The following is a 22,160-nucleotide window of genomic DNA, read 5'->3' as shown; positions in this document are numbered from 1 at the left end:
GCGTACAGCACACGCATTCATGACGGACGCCGGGGCGGCCGCTTCCTCACGGGAGCGGCCGCCCCGGCGTTCGTGCTGCCGGCCGGGCGGGCATGCGGAACACCGGGGCGTGCGCCGCCGGCGCGGGCGGTTCGGCGGTCAGCGCGGCCACGGCCTCCTGCCAGCCGCTGGAGAACCCGCGCAGCTCGGCGTCGACGGTGATGCGCGCGCCGACCTTGGCCACCACGGCGCTGAGGGCGCGCCCCACGCCTTTCGTGTACGTGCCGGCCGCGGCGCTCTCCGCCGCGACCTCGACGGCGGCGGCCGCGACGTCGGCCAGTCGTTCCTGCGGGCTGATCGTCATCGACCCTCACCGCCGGCGGTCCGCCCGCTCCTCGTCTTCGTGTCCACGCCCACCACTCCTTACGCCCGCTGAGTGTTCGAGCCCTTTCTCGAACTAGTGTTCGGGCTAGCGAGCGTAGCGCAGATGAGGCGGCCGGTGGCGGAAGTTGGTTGCGGGCCGCTCCGGCGTCGATCACACTTGGAGCAGCGGCAGAGCTGCGCCCTCCACCAGGGCGGCGGTCCTGCCGCTTCGTGTTTTCCGCATGCCTCTCGCACCTCTCCCGCACCTCTCCCGAAGGGAGCGTCCATGTGAGCCCTCTCGCCTTCCCCGACGCGGAACGACTCGTGGTCGACCACCTCAAGAACCGGGCGGAGCTGGCCGGGGTCGTGGTCGACAACCGGCCACCCGCCGGATTCGACGGCACCCAGAAGGCCGTCCTGGTCTCCCGCGTCGGCGGCGCCTGGGTGGACGACCTCCACCTCGACCAGCCTCTGATCGACCTGGAGGTCTTCGGGCCGGACAAGACCGCCGCCCATACGGTCGCGCTGACCGCGCGCGCCGCGCTGCTCGACGCCACCGGCACGGTGTACGGCGGCGCTGCCGTCACCGAGGTGGCCGAGGCGGACGGACCGCGCTGGCTGCCCGACTACAACCGGCCGAACGGCAACCGCTACCTCTCGACCGTCCGGCTCTCCATCCGGCCCGCGTAACACGCCACGAGCCGCACCACCCCGGCCGCGCACCCAGCGCGCCCCATGAACAGGCCCTGCCGCGCCCGCGACAGGGCCTTCGCCATATCCGCAGCACCCTTCACCAGAGGAGTCACCCATGCCCAACAACGGAAACCAGATCCGCGTCGCCGGTACCGGTCGCATCCTGGTCGCCGCCACCGGCGCCACCGCCCCCGCCGCACCGAAGAACACCACCGAGGAGTGGGCGACCGGCTGGACCGAGCTCGGCTACACCAGCACCGACGGCATCAAGTTCAACAAGAAGGACAAGATCGACCCGGTCGACACCTGGCAGTCGGTGAGCCCGGCCCGGTTCATCTACTCCGACCGCGACCTGACCGTGAAGTTCCAGCTCCTGCAGTTCAACAAGGACACGCTGCCGTTCTTCATGGGCGGCGGCGCGGTCGCCCCGGTGACCGCCACCGGTGTCACCGACACCTACACGTACGCGATGGGCGCCGAGCCGCAGAAGGACGAGCGTCAGCTCGGCATCGAGTTCAAGGACGGCTCGGACATCACGTACCGCTTCATCATCCCGCGCGGCCAGGTGACGGAGACGGAGGAGATCTCCCTGACCCGCACCGGGGCGCTGAAGCTGGGTGTCACCTTCACCGCGCTCGCCGCCGAGGGCAGCTCCACGCTGGCGACCTGGATCATGAAGGACAAGTCGTACGCGTAAGGGCACGGCGCTCCCCCGGCGCCCGCCCCTCCACGCCGGTGCCCGGCGCGCGGTCCCCTGTGGCCACGCGCCGGGCACCGGCGCTTTTCCCCCTTTCCCCCTCCTCCGCAAAGGAGCCCACGCATGTCCTCCTTCAACGTCAACGCGGCCCGTGCCCAGCGCCTCGAAGCGCTCGGCCGCGCCTGGTCGTTCGAGCTCGACGACCAGACCTTCCAGCTCCCGACCGAGCTGACCCGCGCCACCGCCCGCCAACTGCGCGACCTCGACGACAACGACGTCGACGGGCTGCTGCGGCTGCTCCTGGGCGAGCAGCAGTACGCGCGCTTCGACCGCCTGGAGGTCACGATGCAGGACATCGCGGCGATCCTGGAGGCCTACGGCAAGGAGACGGGGCTCGGCCTGGGGGAAGGCTGAGCCTCGGCGTGCTCGTCGAGGAGCACGCCGAGGCCCTGGAGGCCGACCTGCTGCGCCACTACGGCGTGGACCTGCTCGACTGGCACCGCGGCCGGCTCTCCTCGCGCCGGCTCGCGGTGCTCGTCCGGCACATGCCCCGCGACAGCGCGCTCGCGCGCGCGGTGCACGGTGAGGCGGCGGAGTGGGCGGTGTCGGACTACCTGCTCGCCGCCGCGGTGGACCATCTCGCCGAGTCCAACTGGATGTTCGCGACGGTCAACCAGGACGAGGACGCGGAGGCGCTGGAGTACCCGACGCCGGTGCCGCGGCCCGACGGCGACGGCGGGGACACGGATGCCTCCGCCCCGCCGGAGGTCGCCGGCCCGACCCCGGAGGAGATCAGCCGCTTCTTCGCCTGACCCCCGGCCCGATGCGGACCTCAGTTACCGGACATCCGGCGCGCGTCAGCTCTCGAACATCCCGACGGCCAGGAAGGCGGCGCCGAGAATGCCCAGGACGAGTTGCACGAAGAGGTAGGTGCCGATGTTCACTCCCGCCCACGGGACCGCGCGCCTCAACTCGTACTGAGTGCGCGAGCGCTTCGGGCGTCTCGGGTCGTAGACCACGGACACCGGCCGGCCCGGCTCCGGGACCGGCAGCGGATAGGGCTTCTGGCGGTACTCGTAGTGCGACGTCCCGGCAGTGTCGACATAGCGGTACGCGCACGCCCATAGCCCGTTGTTCCGGCGGGCGCGGTCGCACGTCGCTTCCACCGGCACCCCCTTGTGGCGCAAGCGCAGATGCACATAGAGCGAAGCCGCGGCCACGGGAATGACGACCGCGGCGGGCGAGAGCAGTAGAAGCCACGCGATCCACGGTCCGACGGACATGGTCTCTCCAGGGAGTAAAAGGGCGGGCATAAAACTCTCGCAACGGAAATAGAGGAAAAATGCCTCAACCAGCAACGAATGAACCTTTGATCGGCGCCCCGCCGTGGATCGATCCCAAAGAGGCGCTGCGCTACAAGGAGATGTACCGCGACCTCAGCCACAGCGTCAACGCCGTGGCCACGAGTCTGGCCGGCCTCAAATTCGACGTCACGGCGATCGCTCTGGGGCTCACCGTGGTGAAGGCGGATTTCACGCTCTTCAAGGTGGACGAGAAGGGCATGACCTTCCGCGGAAAGCAGATCGCCACCTTCCCCTGGGCCGACCAGAAAAAGCATCTCGAAAACCGCATCGAGCAAGCGGAGAGAACGGAAAAGAGAAAACTCGAAGCCCTGAACAAGGAGGTGGAGAAGCTCAAGGCGATCCGCCAGCGCGTGGACGAGAAGAACACCGAGGCGCGGGCATCGAAGGACAAGTCCGTCGTCTACGAGACGCGAGCCGAGCTGAGCAAGCTGATGCGCGACGCGGAACGAACCGAAAAGCGCATACGCGACAAGGTGGCCGAGCTCAGCAAGACAAATGCCCTGCAGACGAAGCTCAACCGGATCAAGGAAATGGAGAAGGAGGCGGAAAAGGCCCGTAAGAACCTGGCTGCGGACGCCCGCAAGACCCGGACGGAAATGAACGGCCTGGTACGCGAGATGCGCACGGTACAGAACGGGCTGCGCAACTTGTCCAGCTCCCTCTGATCAGGAAAGGTGGCACCAAAGTGTCTTTGACGACCAAGCTCCGAAGCGCGGCTTCGGCGACCCAGCGGTTGTCCCAGGTGCTGGCACAGGGCGGCCGAGCCGTCTCCGGTATGAAGACCGCGGCCACCCAGGGCACCGCTGCCATGACGAAGCTGCGCGGCGGCGCCGACAAGGCCGGCTCATCCCTCGGCAAGATGCGCACCTCCGCCAACAACGGCAACAGCGCCGTCGGAAAGCTGCGCACCGGCCTCAACAACGCCAACACCTCGCTCGGCAGGGCCAAGGGCGGCACCGACAAGTTCAAGACCTCCCTCGACAAGCTCAAGGGCTCCGCCGACAAGGCCAAGAACGCCCTGCGTGACGTCAAGCGTCAGGCGGACGCGGTCGAGAAGTCGGTCGGGAAGGCCGGCAAGAACGCCGACAAGACCGGCAAGACCATGGGCGGCGGGCTCACCAAGGGACTCAAGGGGGCGAGCCTGGCGCAGAAGGGGCTCAACCTGGCCATGGCGGCCAGCCCGTTCGGCCTCATCATGACGCTGCTCGCGCCCCTCATCGCCAAGTTCGTGAACGTCGACAAGATCGTCGCCGTGGTGACCAAGGGCTTCAAGTCCGGCATGAAGGCGATCCAGGGCGCCGTGTCGACGGCGATCGGGGTGATCACCCCGATCCTCAAGGGCATCGGCAACGTCATGCTGGCGCCCTTCCGGGCCTTCGCCACCGCCGTCAACACCATCATCGGCGCCCTCAACGGCTTCAAGGTCTCGATCCCGGGCTGGGTGCCGGTCTTCGGCGGCAAGAGCTTCTCCATCAACCTGCCGAAGATCCCCATCCCCCACCTCGCCAAGGGCGGCATCGTCCAGCCCCGCAACGGCGGCACGCTCGCGCTCATCGGTGAGGCGGGCGAGCACGAGGCCGTCATCCCGCTCAGCAAGCTGGAGCGCATGATCGGCCCCGGAGCGAACCGCGCCCAGATCGCCCGGCTCGCCGAGGCCGTCGAGCGGCTCGCCGACCGGCCCGTCCACGTCCAGGTCGACGGCCAGACCATCGCCCGCGCCGTGATCGCCGGGCACCGGCAGCTCGCCCGCCGGTAGCCCGGGCCCCGGTAGCCACGGCGCCGACGGCCACGGCCCCGGTAGCCACGACCAAGGAAGGAGGCACGTCCCATGCCAAGGAATCTCTGGGTCGGCCTGCCCGGACAGCTCCGGGAGATCAGTCAGGCGGCCACCGCCTTCGAACGCGGCGCGGACCTCGGCGTCTCCCAGTTCACCTCGCTGAGCGGCCAGGTCACCACCATCGCGCCCCGCCGCGCCCCCCGCCGGATCAAGCTCGGCTTCGACCGGCTCTCGCAGGACGACGCGGCGCATCTGGACCGGCTGGCCCGGCGCATCGACGGCCCCGGTCCGATCGAGGTCATCGACCCGGTGGCCCGCAACCTGCTCGATCCGCTCCAGGCCGAGGGCCGCATCGCGTCCAGCACGGCGTACAACGTCTGGTACACCTCCGTCAGCGGCAGCGGCAAGCTAGAGCAGTCCACAGCCGCCGGCGCGCTGCCCCAGACGTACGTCTGGAAGCCGGAAACGACCACGGCCCAGCTCAGTTGGCACCGCCGGCCGCGGGCAGGCTTCCCCGTCGCACCCGGCATGCGGGTGCGGTTCACGCTGCCGAAGTCATGGCGGGTCGGCCCCTGCGCGACGCGCCTGCACTGGCGCGACGCGGCGGGCACCTACCTGTCGTCGGCGGCCGACACCGGGCACACCCTCGTCGCGACCGTCCCCGCGGGCGCCGCTCTGGTCACCCCCTCGGGCGTCACCGGCGAGATCGGGACGTACGGTCTCGACGGCGCCGTGCTGACCATCGAGGACGACCACGTGCCCACCGCCCCGGCGAACCTGCTCCTCGCCGACCAGGCCGCCGGCAAGGGCGCGCTCACCCAGTGGTCGGCGACCGGCATCACCCTCTCGACGGACGCGTCGGGATACGCGGTCGCGTCCCTGGCCGCGTCCACCGCCGGAACGCTGACCTTCGTCAACGGCACGCAGAAGGGCCACGCGCTGCCGCCCGGCGCCGGGCTGGTCGGCCTCGTGCTGCCCGCCGCCGTCCGCACGCGGGCCCAGAACGGCACGCTGACCTTCTACGACGGCGCCGGCGCGACGCTCACCACCACCACCGGGTGGGCCCCGGTGACCGTGCCGGCCGGTGCCGCCCAGGTCTCGGCCACGGTGTCGTTCGCCTCCGCCGCCACCGCGTTCCAGTCGCGGATCGGCCCGGCGAAGCTGCTCCACCTGGACCCCACGGTGCCCCAGTTGCCCGGTGACGGGTGCCCGGTCATGGCCGTCACGGCCTACACCGACTCCCCCGCCCGGCCGCTGCCGTACCGCAACGTCTCGATCGAACTGGCGGAGGTGACCAGTGCGAGCAACTGACGAGGAGCTGACCGGAACACTCCAGTCCGGGTCGCGCGTCGCCGACCACACCACCCGCCTCGGCGGCCAGGACGTCTCCGAACAGGTCCAGTCCTGGCAACTGGAGCGCAGCTACAGCACCGACCTGCCGGACGCCATGCGCGCCTTCTCCGGCAGCTCGTCGGCGCAGTTGCAGCTCCAGCTCTCCGGCACCGGCGGCACCTCGGCACCGGCTCTCTACTCGCCGTGGGCGCCGCGCTCCAGCGGTGACATCGCCCGCCCGGGCCAGTCCGTGGTCCACGGGTACGGCACCGACGCGGGCATCCTGCCGGCCTTCCGGGGCACCCTCCGCAACCGTTCCGCCGCGTCGGGCACCGACACGGTGCAGCTCACCGCGCTGGACGGGGCCGAGCGGCTGCACGGCCCCGCGGAACTGCCCAAGCCGTACGCCGGTTTCTACTGGAGGCGCCCGGTGGCCACCGCCACCTGGTGCGTGGACGAACTGCTGCGGCAGGCGGGCGTCCACTCCTGCCCGCCACCGCGGCATCCGGAGTTCGACCCGGCCTCGCCGCTCACCCTGGTGTACGCCTCGCTGCACGGCGGGTTCGCCGCCACCTACGGGCAGCCGGAGATCGTTCCCGACCCCCGCCACTACAGTTGGAGCCGCGAGGGCGCCCCGCACGAGATGGCGCTCGTGCCGCACGCCGGCGCACCGGACAGCGGTGCGATGACCGCCTCGTGGTTCCCGCGCAGCCGCGTCACCGTGCCGGGCAGCCGGCTGTTCGCCGAGGCGTGGGTGAACAGCGCCGTCGGCTTCGGCGGCACCGTCGCCCTGGAGCTGGACCTCAACCGCACCGGCACGGCGACCGGGCGGCTGCGGCTGGCCGTCGATTTCGCGGCGGGCAAGGTGTTCATGCACTCCGGCACCCGCGAGGGCAACGGCTGGTACTTCTCGTGGGGCGTCTCGGCGCTCAAGGACAAGCCCGGCGTCTGGCACATCGGGGGGCTGTTCGACACCACGTCGACCGGTTCCTCCGTCCTGCCGACCGTGCAGCCCTTCCTCACCGGCCCCGACGGGAAGCACTACCCGTGCGGCCCGGCGACCTTCACCGACCCCTCGGCCGAACAGCCGGCCGCCGAGCTGTACCAACTGCGGCTGGTCAGCCAGCTCTCCGCCGAGGCCGTCCAGCTCACCAGCGGGCTGGCCGCCGCGCCCACGGCCACGGAGTTCGCCCAGACGGGAGCCTGGGCCAAGGAGGCGGAGCTCGACGACGCCGTCCTGCCGCTGTACGCGGTGCCGCGCGTGTCCGGCTCGCAGTGGGAGGTGATCACCCAGATCGCCAAGGCGAGCATGTCGACGGCCGAGTTCGACGAACGGGGTGTCTTCCACTGGCGCAACCACACGCGCTTCGCGAAGCCGCCGACGGCTCCCGACCTGACCCTGACGTCGGTACGGGACATCGCGGCGCTCACCGTCACCGAGGAGATCGACGCCTGCCGCAACTACTGCGTCCAGCCCTACAAGGACTGGACGTCCGTGCAGGTGTCGAGCGGAACGACGTACAACGACACGGTGGTGCGGGAGGTGCCGGGCAACAGCTCGGTGACCCTCAAGTACGTACTCGCCGAAGAGGAGTTCGACATCGGTCCGCCGAACGTCGACGACGACCAGAGCGTCGCACCGGGCTTCTCGGTGCGCTTCGCGGCCGCCAACGCGGCGGGCGCGGACGCCGTCAAGGGCGCCGTGGACATCCTCGCGCGCCGGGAGGAGGGGCACCTGGTGCTGCGGCTCACCAACCGCACCGCCCGGCGCCTCTACACGGTCACCGAGGACGGCAAGCCCTCGATCCGGGTCCAGACGCTGAAGCCGTCCACCGAGGCGGTCGAGCGGAAGGCGACCTCGTGGGTCTCCGGCAGCACCAGCGAGAAGTACTACGGGCGCCAGGAGTTCTGCGCCGAGGCGAGCGACTGGGTCCAGGACTACCGCGCCGCGCAGGAACTCGCCGACGCGATGCGGGCGGCCGGCCAGTACCCCGTGCCGGTCCTCGGTGAGGTGGAGGTGCTGTACGACCCCCGCATCCAGCTCGGCGACGTCGTCCGGGTCGTCGACTCCAGCGGCGCCGCGCTGGACACGTACGCCTGGGTCGTCGGGATCAAGACGGCCTCGACGGCGCCCGGGGCCGTGCAGCAGACCCTGGCCCTCCGTGGGACCAGGACCAACGGCCTCCCCGCGGACGCCGGTCTGACCCCGGACACCCCCTCCGACCGCACCCCGCTCGCGGCCGGCACCACCTACACGGCCGTCGCCGCCGCGTACCCGACTCTCGGAGACCTCTCGGGCAGCGGGCTGACCTGGCGGCAGGTCAAGGAGAGCGCCCTGTGACCGAGAACCCGCCGCCCGTGGACATCACCGAAGCCCCGGGCGACCCGACGCAACCGGTCGAGGTGCTCCTGGAGGAGCACCCCGTCACATCCGTCCCCGACGCGCCGGCCCCCGAACCGCCGGCTCCCGACACACCGGCCCCCGAGACCGCCCCCGTCGCCCCCGTCTCCGGCGGAGGACAGGAGGAGATCGCATGACCACCCAGTACACGCCTCTCAGCGGCCTTCCCTACCCGCAGCCGAGCGACCCCGCCGACCTGCCCTCGCACCTCCAGTCGCTCGCCCAGTCCCTGGACGGGCGCACGGTGATGCGCTTCGGCACCGCCTCCGAGCGGGACGCCAAGATCACGGCACCGGTGGCCGGGATGGTGGCGTGGATCGCCTCTCCCGGACGCCTGATGTACTACACCGGCTCGGCCTGGGCGCCGGTCGGCCCGGTGCCGGTCTTCCGGGTCAACCTGGACGGCGGCAGCACCACCAGCACCGCATGGTCGGAAACCCTGACCGACGCCGTGGGCGACCCGATGAGCGCCTCGTTCACCGTGCCCGCCTCCGGCCAGGTCATCATCACCGTGGGCTGCTACATGCACAGCACCGCCACGGGCGTCGGCACCTACATGTCGGCGAACGTACGCAACTCCGCCGGGGCCGTGGTGCTCGGCGCCTCCGACGACCGGGCGGCGCTGGTCAACACCCCGAACCGGTCGTCCGTGTCGACACAGTTCCTGGTCAGCGGCCTCGCCGTCGGGACCACGCACACCGCCACGCCCGCGTACCGCACCGCGGCGACCACCAGCACCGGGAACTTCGACACCCGGTTCATCCGCATCGACCCCGTGATGTGAGACCCGCCCCCGCGATGTGAGACCCCCCGCACGCCCCTGGCCCGGCCCGCCCCGCGACCCCCGCCGCGCGGCGGGCCGGGCTTTTCCCGTCCCCCGACATCCCCGGCATCCTCCGGCCCCCCCGCCCCCGACATCCCCAGACGAGGAGACTCACCGATGGCAGCTCCCCTCTCCCCCGACCGGCTCCTCGCCGCTCTGCGCGCCGAAGGCGTGCGCGTCGTCGAACACCCCGGCTGGCGCACACGCAACCGCAACCACAAGGGTGCCTGGGGTCCGGTGCACGGTGTGATCGTCCACCACACCGTCTCCAGCGGCTCCGCCGCCTCCGTCGCCCTGTGCCGCGACGGGTACGCCGCCCTGCCGGGCCCCCTGTGCCAGGCCGTCATCGACAAGGAGGGCACGGTCCACCTGATCGCCAACGGCCGGGCCAACCACGCCGGGGCGGGCGACGGAGACGTACTGCGCGCGGTCCGGGCGCAGACCGCCCCGCCCTCGCCGAACGAGCAGGACACCGACGGCAACGCCCACTTCTACGGCTTCGAGTGCGTCAACCTCGGAGACGGCAAGGACCCGTGGCCGGCCGCCCAGATGGACGCCATCGAGCGGGCGAGCGCCGCGATCTGCCGGGCGCACGGCTGGTCGGCGGCCTCCGTGATCGGCCACAAGGAGTGGACCTCCAGCAAGAGCGACCCGCGCGGCTTCGAGATGCGGACGATGCGCGCCCGCGTCGCCGCCCGTCTGAAGACCACCACGGCACCGGCCCGGCCGGACCGGCCCGCCACCCCCCGCTACCAGCCGTTCCCCGGCTCGGCGTTCTTCACCGCGAAGACCAGCTCCCCGGTGATCACCGCCATGGGCCGCCGCCTGGTCGCCGAGGGCTGCTCGGAGTACGCGGTCGGCCCGGGCCCCCGCTGGTCGGAGGCCGACCGGCGCAGCTACGCGCGGTGGCAGCGGAAGCTCGGCTTCTCCGGCGCCGACGCGGACGGCGTACCGGGCCGCACATCCTGGAACGCCCTGAAGGTCCCGTACACCCCATAAGTGCCCCACACCGGATGAGGAGATCCCACCCATGTCCGACGCCGCCAAGCGCACCGCGCGCACCGTCCTCCAGTCCGCCGTGGGTATCGCCGTCGTGCTCCCCGCGATCGTCGACGCGTCCGGTGTCCCGGCGACCCTCCCCTGGGTCGCCGGGGCACTGGCCGTCGCCGGCGCCCTGACGCGGATCATGGCCCTGGACGCCGTACAGAGGCTGCTGCCCTCCTGGCTCAGCAGCGGATCGCCGGGAGCCGCCGATGAACGACACTGACCGGAACGACCCGGTCGCGGTCGCCCTTGAACTGGAACGGCTGCGGGGCACCCTGGAGGCCGGCTTCGCCCGGGTCGACGGCTCCCTCGCCCTGCTCGTCCAGCGCAGCGACCAGACCGACAAACAGCTCGCCGACCATGAGACCCGGCTCGACGCGCTGGAGCGCACCCGCTGGCCGCTCGCCAGCGTCACGGCGCTGACCGCGTGCGCGGCCTTCACGCTCGCCCTCTGGCAGGCGGCCGGCCGGTGAAACGCCGGAGGGCGGCCACCCCGTACGAAACGGGGTGGCCGCCCTCCGGTCGATCAAGCGACTCGCTTACTGGTTGTACGGACCGTAGTCGTAGTCCTCCAGCGGAACGGCCTGGCCGGAGCCGGTGCCGAACGGCGAGTAGTCGATGTCGTCGTAGCCGACGGCCGAGTACATCGCGGCCTTGGCCTCCTCGGTCGGCTCGACCCGGATGTTGCGGTAGCGGGACAGGCCCGTACCGGCCGGGATGAGCTTACCGATGATGACGTTCTCCTTGAGGCCGATCAGGGAGTCGGACTTGGCGTTGATCGCCGCGTCCGTCAGGACCCTGGTCGTCTCCTGGAAGGAGGCCGCGGACAGCCACGACTCCGTCGCCAGCGACGCCTTGGTGATACCCATGAGCTGCGGACGGCCGGAGGCGGGGTGACCGCCCTCGGTGACCACACGACGGTTCTCGGACTCGAACTTCGACCGCTCGACCAGCTCGCCCGGCAGGAGCTCCGCGTCGCCGGACTCGATGATCGTCACACGGCGCAGCATCTGCCGGATGATGATCTCGATGTGCTTGTCGTGGATCGACACGCCCTGCGAGTTGTAGACCTTCTGGACCTCGCCGACCAGGTGGACCTGGACGGCACGCTGGCCGAGGATGCGCAGCACGTCGTGCGGGTTGGTGGCACCCGCGGTGAGCTTCTGGCCCACCTCGACGTGGTCGCCCTCGTGCACCAGGACCTTGGCGCGCTTCGAGATCGGGTAGGCCGTCTCGTCGCTGCCGTCGTCCGGGGTGACGACGATCTTCTTGGTCTTCTCGGTCTCCTCGATCCGCACGCGGCCGGAGGCCTCGGAGATCGGGGCGACACCCTTCGGCGTACGAGCCTCGAAGAGCTCGACGACACGGGGCAGACCCTGGGTGATGTCGTCACCGGCCACACCACCGGTGTGGAAGGTACGCATGGTGAGCTGCGTACCGGGCTCACCGATGGACTGGGCGGCGATGATGCCGACCGCCTCACCGATGTCGACCAGCTTGCCGGTGGCGAGCGAACGGCCGTAGCAGTACGCACACGTGCCGACCGCGGACTCACAGGTCAGGACCGAACGGGTCTTGACCTCCTCGACGCCCGCGGCGACGAGGGCGTCGATGAGCACGTCACCCAGGTCGACGTTGGCCGGCGCGATGACCTTGCCGTCGACGACGACGTCCTCGGCGAGCATCCGCGCGTACACGGACGTCTCGACGTCGTCCGCCTTGCGGAGCACGCCCGCCTCGTCCTTGACCGCGATCCGCAGCTTCAGACCGCGCTCGGTGCCGCAGTCCTCCTCGCGGATGATCACGTCCTGCGAGACGTCCACCAGACGACGGGTCAGGTAACCCGAGTCGGCGGTACGCAGGGCGGTGTCCGCCAGACCCTTACGGGCACCGTGCGTGGAGATGAAGTACTCCAGCACGGACAGGCCCTCACGGAAGGACGCCTTGATGGGACGCGGGATCGTCTCGTTCTTGGCGTTCGACACCAGACCACGCATACCCGCGATCTGGCGCATCTGCATCATGTTTCCTCGAGCACCAGAGTTCACCATCATGAAGATGGGGTTGGTCTTCGGGAAGTTGTCGTTCATCGCCTCGGCGACCTCGTTGGTCGCCTTGGTCCAGATCGCGATGAGCTCCTGCGTGCGCTCGTCCTTGGTGATCAGACCGCGCTCGTACTGCTTCTGGACCTTCTCGTCCTGAGCCTCGTACGAACGGACGATCTCCTTCTTCGCCTCGGGAACGACGACGTCGGAGATGGCGACGGTGACACCGGAACGGGTCGCCCAGTAGAAGCCGGCCGCCTTCAGGTTGTCGAGCGTCGCCGCCACGATGACCTTGGGGTAGCGCTCGGCGAGGTCGTTGACGATCTCGGAGAGCTGCTTCTTGCCGACCGAGTAGTCGACGAACGGGTAGTCCTCGGGCAGCAGCTCGTTGAAGAGCGCACGGCCCAGGGTCGTCCGCAGACGGAACGAGTCACCCTGCTGCCACTCCGGCTCGCCCTCCTCCGCGACCGGCGGGGTCCAGCCACGCGGCGGGACGGTGCCGATCGGGAAGCGGATGTCGACCTTCGCCTGGAGCGAGAGCTCCCGGGCGTCGAAGGCCATGATCGCCTCGGCGGTGGAGTTGAACGCACGGCCCTCGCCGCGCACCTCGCGCTCCTCCTCGTCCGTGGTGAGGAAGAAGAGGCCCAGCACCATGTCCTGGGTGGGCATGGTGACGGGACGGCCGTCGGCCGGCTTGAGGATGTTGTTCGAGGACAGCATCAGGATGCGGGCCTCGGCCTGCGCCTCCGCGGACAGCGGCAGGTGCACGGCCATCTGGTCACCGTCGAAGTCCGCGTTGAACGCGGTGCAGACGAGCGGGTGGATCTGGATGGCCTTGCCCTCGACGAGCTGCGGCTCGAAGGCCTGGATGCCGAGGCGGTGCAGCGTGGGCGCACGGTTCAGCAGCACCGGGTGCTCGGCGATGACCTCTTCGAGGACGTCGTACACCACGGTGCGGCCACGCTCGACCATGCGCTTGGCCGACTTGATGTTCTGCGCGTGGTTCAGGTCGACCAGGCGCTTCATCACGAACGGCTTGAAGAGCTCCAGCGCCATGGCCTTGGGCAGACCGCACTGGTGCAGCTTGAGCTGCGGGCCGACGACGATGACGGAACGCGCCGAGTAGTCGACTCGCTTACCGAGCAGGTTCTGACGGAAGCGGCCCTGCTTACCCTTCAGCATGTCGCTGAGGGACTTCAGCGGGCGGTTACCGGGACCGGTGACCGGGCGACCGCGGCGGCCGTTGTCGAACAGCGCGTCGACGGCCTCCTGGAGCATCCGCTTCTCGTTGTTCACGATGATCTCGGGGGCACCGAGGTCAAGGAGACGCTTGAGGCGGTTGTTGCGGTTGATCACACGGCGGTACAGGTCGTTCAGGTCGGAGGTCGCGAAGCGGCCACCGTCGAGCTGCACCATCGGACGCAGGTCCGGCGGGATCACCGGGACGCAGTCCAGCACCATGCCCTTGGGGCTGTTGCTGGTCTGGAGGAACGCGGAGACGACCTTCAGGCGCTTGAGCGCACGGGTCTTCTTCTGGCCCTTGCCGGTACGGATGATCTCGCGGAGCTTCTCGGCCTCCTCCTCCAGGTCGAAGGACTCCAGGCGCTTCTGCAGCGCCGCGGCACCCATCGAACCGTCGAAGTACGTGCCGAAGCGGTCACGCAGCTCGCGGTAGAGCAGCTCGTCGCCCTCCAGGTCCTGGACCTTGAGGTTCTTGAAGCGGTTCCACACCTCGTCGAGACGGTCGATCTCGCGCTGGGCGCGGTCGCGGAGCTGCTTCATCTCGCGCTCGGCGCCCTCGCGCACCTTGCGGCGCACGTCGGCCTTGGCGCCCTCGGCCTCGAGCTCGGCCAGGTCGGTCTCGAGCTTCTTGGCGCGGGCCTCGAGGTCGGCGTCGCGGCGGTTCTCGATCTGCTGGCGCTCGACGGAGACGTGGGCCTCCAGCGACGGCAGGTCGCGGGTGCGGCGCTCCTCGTCGACGTACGTGATCATGTACGCCGCGAAGTAGATGACCTTCTCCAGGTCCTTCGGGGCGAGGTCCAGCAGGTAGCCCAGCCGGGACGGGACGCCCTTGAAGTACCAGATGTGGGTGACGGGAGCGGCCAGCTCGATGTGGCCCATCCGCTCACGGCGCACCTTGGCGCGGGTGACCTCGACGCCACACCGCTCACAGATGATGCCCTTGAAGCGGACGCGCTTGTACTTGCCGCAGTAGCACTCCCAGTCCCGGGTCGGACCGAAGATCTTCTCGCAGAAGAGTCCGTCCTTCTCGGGCTTGAGGGTCCGGTAGTTGATGGTCTCGGGCTTCTTGACCTCGCCGTGGGACCACTGACGGATGTCGTCAGCGGTGGCCAGGCCGATCCGCAGCTCGTCGAAGAAGTTGACGTCGAGCACTATGCGTCAATCCCTCTCAGGGTCGTGTCTCAATCATGGTCTGTACGGGGTCCGGGGAGGGGCCGGGGCTCAGGGTTACCGAGCCCCGGCCAGCCCGTCAGACCTCTTCGACGCTGCTCGGCTCGCGCCGGGACAGGTCGATGCCGAGCTCCTCCGCAGCGCGGAAGACGTCCTCGTCGGTGTCGCGCATCTCGATGGACATGCCGTCCGAGGACAGCACCTCCACGTTGAGGCACAGGGACTGCATCTCCTTGATGAGCACCTTGAAGGACTCGGGGATGCCGGGCTCGGGGATGTTCTCGCCCTTGACGATGGCCTCGTAGACCTTCACGCGGCCGGTGACGTCGTCGGACTTGATGGTCAGCAGCTCCTGGAGGGCGTACGCGGCGCCGTAAGCCTCCAGCGCCCACACCTCCATCTCACCGAAGCGCTGGCCACCGAACTGAGCCTTACCACCCAGCGGCTGCTGGGTGATCATCGAGTACGGACCGGTCGACCGGGCGTGCAGCTTGTCGTCGACCAGGTGGTGGAGCTTGAGGATGTACATGTACCCGACCGAGATCGGGTCCGGGAACGGCTCGCCGGAGCGGCCGTCGAACAGCCGGGCCTTGCCGGACGGGAGCACCATGCGCTCGCCGTCGCGGTTCGGGATGGTGTGCTGCAGCAGACCGGCCAGCTCGTCCTCACGCGCACCGTCGAAGACGGGGGTGGCGACGTTGGTGCCGGGCTCGACCTGGTCGGCGCCGATGGCCTGGAGGCGCTGCGCCCACTCGTCCGCGAGGCCGGAGACGTCCCAGCCGCGGCTGGCGAGCCAGCCGAGGTGGATCTCCAGGACCTGTCCCGGGTTCATTCGGGACGGGACACCCAGCGGGTTGAGGATGATGTCGACCGGGGTGCCGTCCTCCAGGAACGGCATGTCCTCGATCGGCAGGATCTTGGAGATGACACCCTTGTTGCCGTGACGGCCGGCGAGCTTGTCACCGTCGGTGATCTTGCGCTTCTGCGCGACGTACACGCGCACGAGCTGGTTCACACCGGGGGGAAGCTCGTCGCCCTCCTCGCGGTCGAAGACGCGGACGCCGATGACCTTGCCGGTCTCGCCGTGCGGCACCTTCAGCGAGGTGTCACGGACCTCACGGGCCTTCTCACCGAAGATCGCGCGGAGCAGGCGCTCCTCCGGGGTCAGCTCGGTCTCACCCTTGGGCGTGACCTTGCCGACGAGGATGTCGCCGGCGACGACCTCGGCACCGATCCGGATGATGCCGCGCTCGTCGAGGTCGGCGAGGACCTCCTCGGAGACGTTCGGGATGTCCCGGGTGATCTCCTCGGGGCCGAGCTTGGTGTCACGGGCGTCGACCTCGTGCTCCTCGATGTGGATCGAGGAGAGGACGTCGTCCTGCACGAGGCGCTGCGACAGGATGATCGCGTCCTCGTAGTTGTGACCCTCCCACGGCATGAACGCGACCAGCAGGTTCTTGCCGAGCGCCATCTCACCGTTCTCGGTGGCGGGGCCGTCGGCGAGGACCTGGCCCTCGATCACGCGGTCACCCTCGGAGACGATGACCTTCTGGTTGACCGAGGTGCCCTGGTTGGAGCGGGAGAACTTGGCGACGCGGTACGTGGTGTACGTGCCGTCGTCGTTGGCGACGGTGATGTAGTCGGCCGAAACCTCCTGGATCACACCGTCCTTCTCGGCCTTGATGACGTCGCCGGCGTCGGTGGCACAGCGGTACTCCATGCCGGTACCGACCAGCGGCGCCTCCGCCTTGATGAGCGGAACGGCCTGGCGCATCATGTTCGCGCCCATGAGGGCACGGTTGGCGTCGTCGTGCTCGAGGAACGGGATCATGGCGGTCGCGACCGACACCATCTGGCGCGGCGAGACGTCCATGTAGTCCACGTCGTCGGGCGCGACGTAGTCGACCTCACCACCGCGGCGGCGGACCAGGACGCGGTTCTCGGCGAACCGGAGCTCCTCGGTCAGCGGCGCGTTGGCCTGGGCGATGACGAAGCGGTCCTCCTCGTCGGCGGTCAGGTAGTCGACCTCGTCGGTGACCTGGCCGTCGACGACCTTGCGGTACGGCGTCTCGACGAAACCGAACGCGTTGACGCGTCCGTACGAGGCGAGCGAACCGATCAGACCGATGTTCGGGCCTTCGGGGGTCTCGATCGGGCACATACGGCCGTAGTGAGACGGGTGCACGTCACGGACCTCGAAGCCGGCCCGCTCACGGGAGAGACCACCCGGGCCAAGCGCCGACAGACGGCGCTTGTGGGTGAGACCCGACAGCGGGTTGTTCTGGTCCATGAACTGCGAGAGCTGGCTGGTGCCGAAGAACTCCTTGATGGAGGCGACGACCGGCCGGATGTTGATCAGGGTCTGCGGCGTGATCGCCTCGACGTCCTGGGTCGTCATGCGCTCGCGCACGACGCGCTCCATACGAGCCAGACCCGTACGGACCTGGTTCTGGATGAGCTCGCCGACGTTGCGCAGACGACGGTTGCCGAAGTGGTCGATGTCGTCGGTCTCGACGACGATCTGCGTGCCGTTCTCGCCGATCGTCTCGGTCTCGCCCGCGTGGAGCTTCACCAGGTACTTGATCGTGGCGATGATGTCGTCGGTGGTGAGCACACCGGCGTCCAGCGGCTCGTCGGCGCCGAGCTTCTTGTTCACCTTGTAGCGGCCGACCTTGGCGAGGTCGTAGCGCTTGGGGTTGAAGTAGAGGTTCTCGAGCAGCGTCTGAGCGGCCTCGCGCGTCGGCGGCTCGCCCGGGCGCAGCTTGCGGTAGATGTCGAGCAGCGCGTCGTCCTGGCCCTGGGTGTGGTCCTTCTCCAGGGTGGCGCGCATGGACTCGTACTCGCCGAACTCCTGGAGGATCTGCTCGGTGGTCCAGCCGAGCGCCTTGAGGAGGACGGTCACGGACTGCTTGCGCTTGCGGTCGATGCGGACACCGACCATGTCGCGCTTGTCGATCTCCATCTCCAGCCAGGCACCCCGGGACGGGATGATCTTGGCGGAGAAGATGTCCTTGTCGGACGTCTTGTCGATGGAGGAGTCGAAGTACACACCCGGCGAGCGGACGAGCTGCGACACCACGACACGCTCGGTGCCGTTGATGACGAACGTTCCCTTGTTGGTCATGAGCGGGAAGTCGCCCATGAAGACCGTCTGGGACTTGATCTCGCCGGTCTCGTTGTTGGTGAACTCGGCCGTGACGAAGAGCGGCGCGGCGTACGTGAAGTCGCGCTCCTTGCACTCGTCGATCGAGTTCTTCGGGGGCTCGAAGCGGTGGTCGCGGAAGGTCAGCGACATCGACCCGGAGAAGTCCTCGATCGGAGAGATCTCCTCGAAGATCTCCTCCAGACCGGACTTGGTGGGGACGTCCTGTCCGGACTCCAGAGCCGCCTCGACACGAGCCTTCCACGCGGCATTGCCGAGCAGCCAGTCAAAGCTCTCGGTCTGCAGCGCGAGGAGGTTCGGAACCTCGAGGGGCTCCTTGATCTTTGCAAAGGAGATGCGCAGCGGGGCGGTGCTTGCGCCGTTGTTCGTATTCGCGGTCGAGGCGTTGCGCGAGGCGGCCAAGAGGGGGTCCTTCCGAGGGCTCGGACTCACTACGCGCGTACCGGTCCCACGCCGGACACGGAGACAGACTTCCTGATTTCAGCCAAAAGGCCTGGTCAGGGCATTCGGTCAACTGTGCTCTTGCGAGGGGATGCCCCTGGTGACGGGCAGGGGGCAGCTAACAGGCAGCGCAAAGGGTCAGTGTAGCCACTTGGCCCACTGATGTCCAGGGCGAGTAAATCGCGACCCTCGTTGTTCTCAACTCCGCGGCACCTCGCGCCGTTGGCGCACATCGATACTGCCCGTTCGGCCGTCGATCCATGCCTCGGATCCGGATCGTTGTGACGGCGCGTCCTGAGAATTGCGCGCGGCGTGCGGTTCGTCAAGGCCCCCAGCCGTGTGGGGCCATGTGGGGCGCACGGCGAAGATCACCATACTCCGCGCTGGGCTCAGCGCAAGGCAGGCGTCACGGCAACGCCGAAGGGCGACCACCCGGATGGGTGATCGCCCTTCGAAACGCCCTGTGAGGGCGTCATACGTGAGTCAGGAGACTCGCAAGGTCTTACTTGACCTCGACGGAGGCGCCGGCGCCCTTGAGGGCCTCGGCGGCCTTCTCCGCGGCGTCCTTGGCGACCTTCTCGAGGACCGGCTTCGGGGTGCCGTCGACGAGGTCCTTGGCCTCCTTCAGACCCAGGGAGGTCAGCTCGCGCACGACCTTGATGACCTGGATCTTCTTGTCACCGGCGCCGGTGAGGATGACGTCGAACTCGTCCTTCTCCTCGACGGCCTCGGCGGCAGCGGCACCGGCGCCACCGGCGGCGGCAACGGCGACCGGGGCGGCGGCGGTGACGTCGAACTTCTCCTCGAACGCCGAAACGAACGCGGCGAGCTCGATGAGGGTCATCTCCTCGAACTGCGCGAGCAGGTCTTCCTGAGACAGCTTCGCCATGATGGCGGTCCTTCCACTAAATCGGCTGGTGCCGGGTGTACATGTGAGGCGGGCGTACGTTGGGCCCGCTGCGACCGTCGCCCCAGGGGGCCACGATCAATGCGCGAGCCGAATTACTCGGCACCGCCCTGCTCGGCCTGCTTGGCACGAAGCGCGTCCACGGTGCGGACGAGCTTCGAGGGAAGCGCCTGGAAGAGCGCGGCAGCCTGGGACTGCTTGCCCTTCATGGCGCCCGCCAGCTTGGCGAGCAGAACCTCGCGGGACTCGAGGTCCGCAAGCTTCTTGATGTCATCGGCGGACAGCGCCTTGCCGTCAAGGACACCGCCCTTGATGATCAGGTTCGGGTTCTCCTTGGCGAAGTCACGAAGACCCTTCGCCGACTCCACCGGGTCACCGGTGATGAAGGCAACCGCCGTCGGACCAGCGAACTGGTCGTCGAGCGAGGTGATCCCGGCCTCGTTGGCCGCAATCTTGGTCAGCGTGTTCTTCACCACGGCGTACTGGGCGTTCTCACCGAGCGAACGGCGCAGCGTCTTGAGCTGTGCCACGGTGAGACCGCGGTACTCGGTCAGCACGGCGGCGTTCGAGCTGCGGAACTTGTCCGTCAGCTCGGCAACCGCAGCAGACTTGTCGGGCCTCGCCATGAGCCTCGGCCTCCTTCCGGGTGATTCGGACCGCGTGGGCTGAAGGAAGGAGACTGGGCAAAACGAAACGCCCCGGCGCAGGCGCACGGGGCGTGACTCAACCGGACCGGAATCCGGGAGTACATCCACTGTCACCTACGCGGGTCGTCCGCAGCTAGCGGATCCTTCGGCCGCCGCGACTCTGACGAGCGCAGCAACGACCAGCGGTCTTTGGCTTCTGTGGAAGAGTACGGGACCGCCCCGACGTCAAGCAAATCGGGACCAAGCGGGGGGCCTCAGGCGCCCCTGCCGGCCTCCGTCGCCGGGTCGTACACGTCGGACGCGGGCGGCGCCTCGACCGTGACGGCCTTGTTGACCTCCAGGAACTTGGTCAGCATGTCCATCTTCCCGGAGTCGGTGTCGGCCCGGGCCCGGAACTGCGTCGTGCGGTCGTCCTCGCCGATCCAGATGTCCATGGTCATCCGGTCGATACCGAGCTTCTCGAAGCGCTCCAGGCTCTTCAGCTTGCGCGCCTTGACCGCCGGGTCCTTGCCCTTGAGGCTGTCGCGCATCTGCCGCAGCGTGATCGTGCCGGCGTAGTGGGCGGTCCGCCGGCCGTCGACCGTCTCCTCGCCGAGCCGCTTCAGGTCCTTGGAGCCGCTCAGGAAGTTGATCTGGTCCGACGGGTCGCTGTCGCCGCCCTGGCCGGACAGGCCCTCGAAGCCGCCACCCTTTTCGGCCGGCTTCGACATGTCGAGCTTGATCCACTTCTTGCCCTTGCCGGCGGCTTCGGCGAACGCGCCACCGATGTACATGACGCCGCCGGTGAGCCGCACCTCCATCCGCTGACCGGGCTGGTCCGGGAAGCGCTGGATCATCGACATGGCGAGCGGCTTCCTGCTGAACTTCGCGTCCATCTCGATGCGCTGCCGGCCGGGCATCTCCCCCGTCATGCGGTACGTGACGGAGTTGATCTCCTCGCTGCGCTCGACGGCCTTGTTGACGGCCGTCTGCGCCGCGTGGTCCGGCCCCGCGTCCGCGGACGCGGAGCGGGACGGGGTGCTGCGGGCCTCCGGCCGCCCGTCGCCGCCCCCGTCGCTCTGGCAGGCGGTCGTTCCGCACAGCAGGGCACCGGCCAGGACGACCCCGGCGGCACCGCGACACTTCGCCTTCACGTTCCCCCCAAAAAGAACACACGATCCAGTCGACGTGACCCTACTGGGAAGTAGCGGGCCGGGCACGCGAAAAAGCGGCCCCCGCCGCTCCGGAGAGCTGCGAGGGCCGCTTCAGTACGCGCTACGCGACCGCGACTGCCGTCAGGTTCAGACGGCGGCCGGGTCCTCCTCGACGAGGAGGTTGCGGGTGCGGTTGGCGTCCAGCGGGATGCCGGGGCCCATCGTGGTGGTGAGGGTCGCCTTCTTGATGTAGCGGCCCTTCGCGGCGGACGGCTTCAGACGGAGGATCTCCTCCAGCGCCGCCGCGTAGTTCTCGACCAGCTTCGTCTCGTCGAAGGAAACCTTGCCGATGATGAAGTGGAGGTTCGAGTGCTTGTCGACGCGGAACTCGATCTTGCCGCCCTTGATGTCGTTGACAGCCTTGGCGACATCCATGGTGACCGTGCCGGTCTTCGGGTTCGGCATCAGACCACGCGGGCCGAGGACGCGGCCGAGGCGGCCGACCTTGCCCATGAGGTCCGGGGTGGCGACGACCGCGTCGAACTCGTTCAGGCGGTTGCCCTTGGAGATCTCGTCGATCAGTTCGTCGGAGCCGACGATGTCGGCGCCCGCGGCTTCCGCGGCCGCAGCACGGTCACCGGTCGCGAAGACCAGGACCCGGGCGGTCTTACCGGTGCCGTGCGGAAGGTTCACGGTGCCACGGACCATCTGGTCGGCCTTGCGAGGGTCAACGCCCAGGCGGAAGGCGACCTCGACGGTGCCGTCGAACTTGGTGGTGGCGGTGTCCTTGGCGAGACGGACGGCCTCGAGGGGGGCGTAGTTACGCTCCCGGTCGACCTTGGCGTCCGCGCCGCGGAGTGCCTTGCTGCGCTTCACTGCTTCTCCTGGTGTGGTTCAGGTGTGGAGTTGTGGTCCGGGCCAGCGCGTGGCCCTCCCACA

At 69.0% G+C, this 22,160-nt stretch carries 21 protein-coding genes; 13 read left to right on the top strand and 8 right to left on the bottom strand.

Translation table 11 applies throughout. The annotated features are described in order from the left end of the window. Positions 1-46: 46 nt before the first annotated feature. Positions 47-343, bottom strand: a complete 297-nt coding sequence (locus AB0J57_RS24375) for a hypothetical protein (protein ID WP_366130414.1) — start codon at positions 341-343, stop codon at positions 47-49. Positions 344-630: 287 nt separating this feature from the next. Here AB0J57_RS24375 and AB0J57_RS24370 point away from each other — a divergent pair, with 287 nt between their 5' ends. The 4 genes from AB0J57_RS24370 to AB0J57_RS24355 all read left to right on the top strand — a co-directional run bounded on the left by AB0J57_RS24370 (position 631) and on the right by AB0J57_RS24355 (position 2,544). Continuing rightward, entirely contained in the window at positions 631-1,032 is a 402-nt protein-coding gene (locus tag AB0J57_RS24370) for a hypothetical protein (protein WP_366130413.1), read from the top strand. 118 nt (positions 1,033-1,150) lie between these two features. Beyond that, positions 1,151-1,732 carry a phage tail protein gene (locus AB0J57_RS24365; RefSeq protein ID WP_366130412.1) on the top strand — a complete coding sequence of 194 codons (582 nt, stop codon included), beginning with the start codon at positions 1,151-1,153 and terminating at the stop codon, positions 1,730-1,732. Positions 1,733-1,855: 123 nt separating this feature from the next. Beyond that, complete coding sequence (locus tag AB0J57_RS24360; RefSeq protein ID WP_366130411.1) at positions 1,856-2,146, top strand: hypothetical protein; 291 nt, start codon at positions 1,856-1,858, stop codon at positions 2,144-2,146. Positions 2,147-2,211: 65 nt separating this feature from the next. Continuing rightward, positions 2,212-2,544: a hypothetical protein gene (locus AB0J57_RS24355; protein ID WP_366130583.1), complete on the top strand. Its 333-nt coding sequence runs from the start codon at positions 2,212-2,214 to the stop codon at positions 2,542-2,544. Positions 2,545-2,589: 45 nt separating this feature from the next. Here AB0J57_RS24355 and AB0J57_RS24350 read toward each other — a convergent pair whose 3' ends face one another. Next, entirely contained in the window at positions 2,590-3,015 is a 426-nt protein-coding gene (locus AB0J57_RS24350) for a DUF3592 domain-containing protein (protein ID WP_366130410.1), read from the bottom strand. 86 nt (positions 3,016-3,101) lie between these two features. On the opposite strand from AB0J57_RS24350, the gene AB0J57_RS24345 reads away from it, so the two are divergent. The 9 genes from AB0J57_RS24345 to AB0J57_RS24305 all read left to right on the top strand — a co-directional run bounded on the left by AB0J57_RS24345 (position 3,102) and on the right by AB0J57_RS24305 (position 10,946). Next, positions 3,102-3,761, top strand: a complete 660-nt coding sequence (locus AB0J57_RS24345; protein ID WP_366130409.1) for a hypothetical protein — start codon at positions 3,102-3,104, stop codon at positions 3,759-3,761. Positions 3,762-3,781: 20 nt separating this feature from the next. Further along, positions 3,782-4,852, top strand: a complete 1,071-nt coding sequence (locus tag AB0J57_RS24340; RefSeq protein ID WP_366130408.1) for a hypothetical protein — start codon at positions 3,782-3,784, stop codon at positions 4,850-4,852. 72 nt (positions 4,853-4,924) lie between these two features. Beyond that, positions 4,925-6,184, top strand: coding sequence for a hypothetical protein (locus tag AB0J57_RS24335; RefSeq protein ID WP_366130407.1), 1,260 nt, complete (start codon positions 4,925-4,927; stop codon positions 6,182-6,184). Continuing rightward, complete coding sequence (locus tag AB0J57_RS24330) at positions 6,171-8,546, top strand: hypothetical protein (protein WP_366130406.1); 2,376 nt, start codon at positions 6,171-6,173, stop codon at positions 8,544-8,546. Before AB0J57_RS24335 ends, AB0J57_RS24330 begins: the two co-directional genes overlap by 14 nt. After that, entirely contained in the window at positions 8,543-8,743 is a 201-nt protein-coding gene (locus AB0J57_RS24325; RefSeq protein ID WP_366130405.1) for a hypothetical protein, read from the top strand. Before AB0J57_RS24330 ends, AB0J57_RS24325 begins: the two co-directional genes overlap by 4 nt. Then, a complete protein-coding gene (locus AB0J57_RS24320; RefSeq protein WP_366130404.1) occupies positions 8,740-9,390 on the top strand; it encodes a hypothetical protein in 651 nt (216 codons plus the stop codon). Before AB0J57_RS24325 ends, AB0J57_RS24320 begins: the two co-directional genes overlap by 4 nt. 156 nt (positions 9,391-9,546) lie before the next feature. Then, the gene (locus tag AB0J57_RS24315) at positions 9,547-10,428 is read left to right on the top strand and encodes a peptidoglycan-binding protein (RefSeq protein ID WP_366130403.1); all 882 of its coding nucleotides are present in this window, start codon (positions 9,547-9,549) and stop codon (positions 10,426-10,428) included. Between the two features lie 31 nt (positions 10,429-10,459). Next, positions 10,460-10,696, top strand: coding sequence for a hypothetical protein (locus tag AB0J57_RS24310; protein ID WP_366130402.1), 237 nt, complete (start codon positions 10,460-10,462; stop codon positions 10,694-10,696). Then, entirely contained in the window at positions 10,683-10,946 is a 264-nt protein-coding gene (locus tag AB0J57_RS24305; RefSeq protein ID WP_366130401.1) for a hypothetical protein, read from the top strand. The genes AB0J57_RS24310 and AB0J57_RS24305 overlap by 14 nt, the downstream gene beginning before the upstream one ends. A gap of 66 nt (positions 10,947-11,012) precedes the next feature. Here the strand turns inward: AB0J57_RS24305 and AB0J57_RS24300 are convergent, their stop codons facing one another. The 6 genes from AB0J57_RS24300 to rplA form a co-directional block, all read right to left on the bottom strand. Further along, positions 11,013-14,912 carry a DNA-directed RNA polymerase subunit beta' gene (locus tag AB0J57_RS24300; RefSeq protein WP_366130400.1) on the bottom strand — a complete coding sequence of 1,300 codons (3,900 nt, stop codon included), beginning with the start codon at positions 14,910-14,912 and terminating at the stop codon, positions 11,013-11,015. Positions 14,913-15,009: 97 nt separating this feature from the next. After that, on the bottom strand, positions 15,010-18,495 hold the full coding sequence (gene rpoB / locus AB0J57_RS24295) for a DNA-directed RNA polymerase subunit beta (protein ID WP_366130399.1): 3,486 nt from the start codon (positions 18,493-18,495) through the stop codon (positions 15,010-15,012). Positions 18,496-19,036: 541 nt separating this feature from the next. Then, positions 19,037-19,423 (bottom strand): 50S ribosomal protein L7/L12, encoded by a 387-nt coding sequence (gene rplL, locus AB0J57_RS24290; protein ID WP_366130398.1) that lies wholly within the window; start codon positions 19,421-19,423, stop codon positions 19,037-19,039. 113 nt (positions 19,424-19,536) lie between these two features. Continuing rightward, positions 19,537-20,067, bottom strand: a complete 531-nt coding sequence (gene rplJ / locus AB0J57_RS24285; protein WP_366130397.1) for a 50S ribosomal protein L10 — start codon at positions 20,065-20,067, stop codon at positions 19,537-19,539. Between the two features lie 275 nt (positions 20,068-20,342). Beyond that, complete coding sequence (locus tag AB0J57_RS24280; RefSeq protein WP_366130396.1) at positions 20,343-21,221, bottom strand: DUF1396 domain-containing protein; 879 nt, start codon at positions 21,219-21,221, stop codon at positions 20,343-20,345. Positions 21,222-21,368: 147 nt separating this feature from the next. Next, on the bottom strand, positions 21,369-22,097 hold the full coding sequence (gene rplA, locus AB0J57_RS24275) for a 50S ribosomal protein L1 (protein ID WP_126885178.1): 729 nt from the start codon (positions 22,095-22,097) through the stop codon (positions 21,369-21,371). Between the last annotated feature and the right edge of the window lie 63 nt (positions 22,098-22,160).

It is taken from the genome of Streptomyces sp. NPDC049837, from assembly GCF_040674455.1.
Lineage (GTDB): Bacteria > Actinomycetota > Actinomycetes > Streptomycetales > Streptomycetaceae > Streptomyces.
The sequence above is the reverse complement of the archived record's forward strand: the minus strand, read 5'-3'. Positions and strand labels throughout refer to the sequence as shown.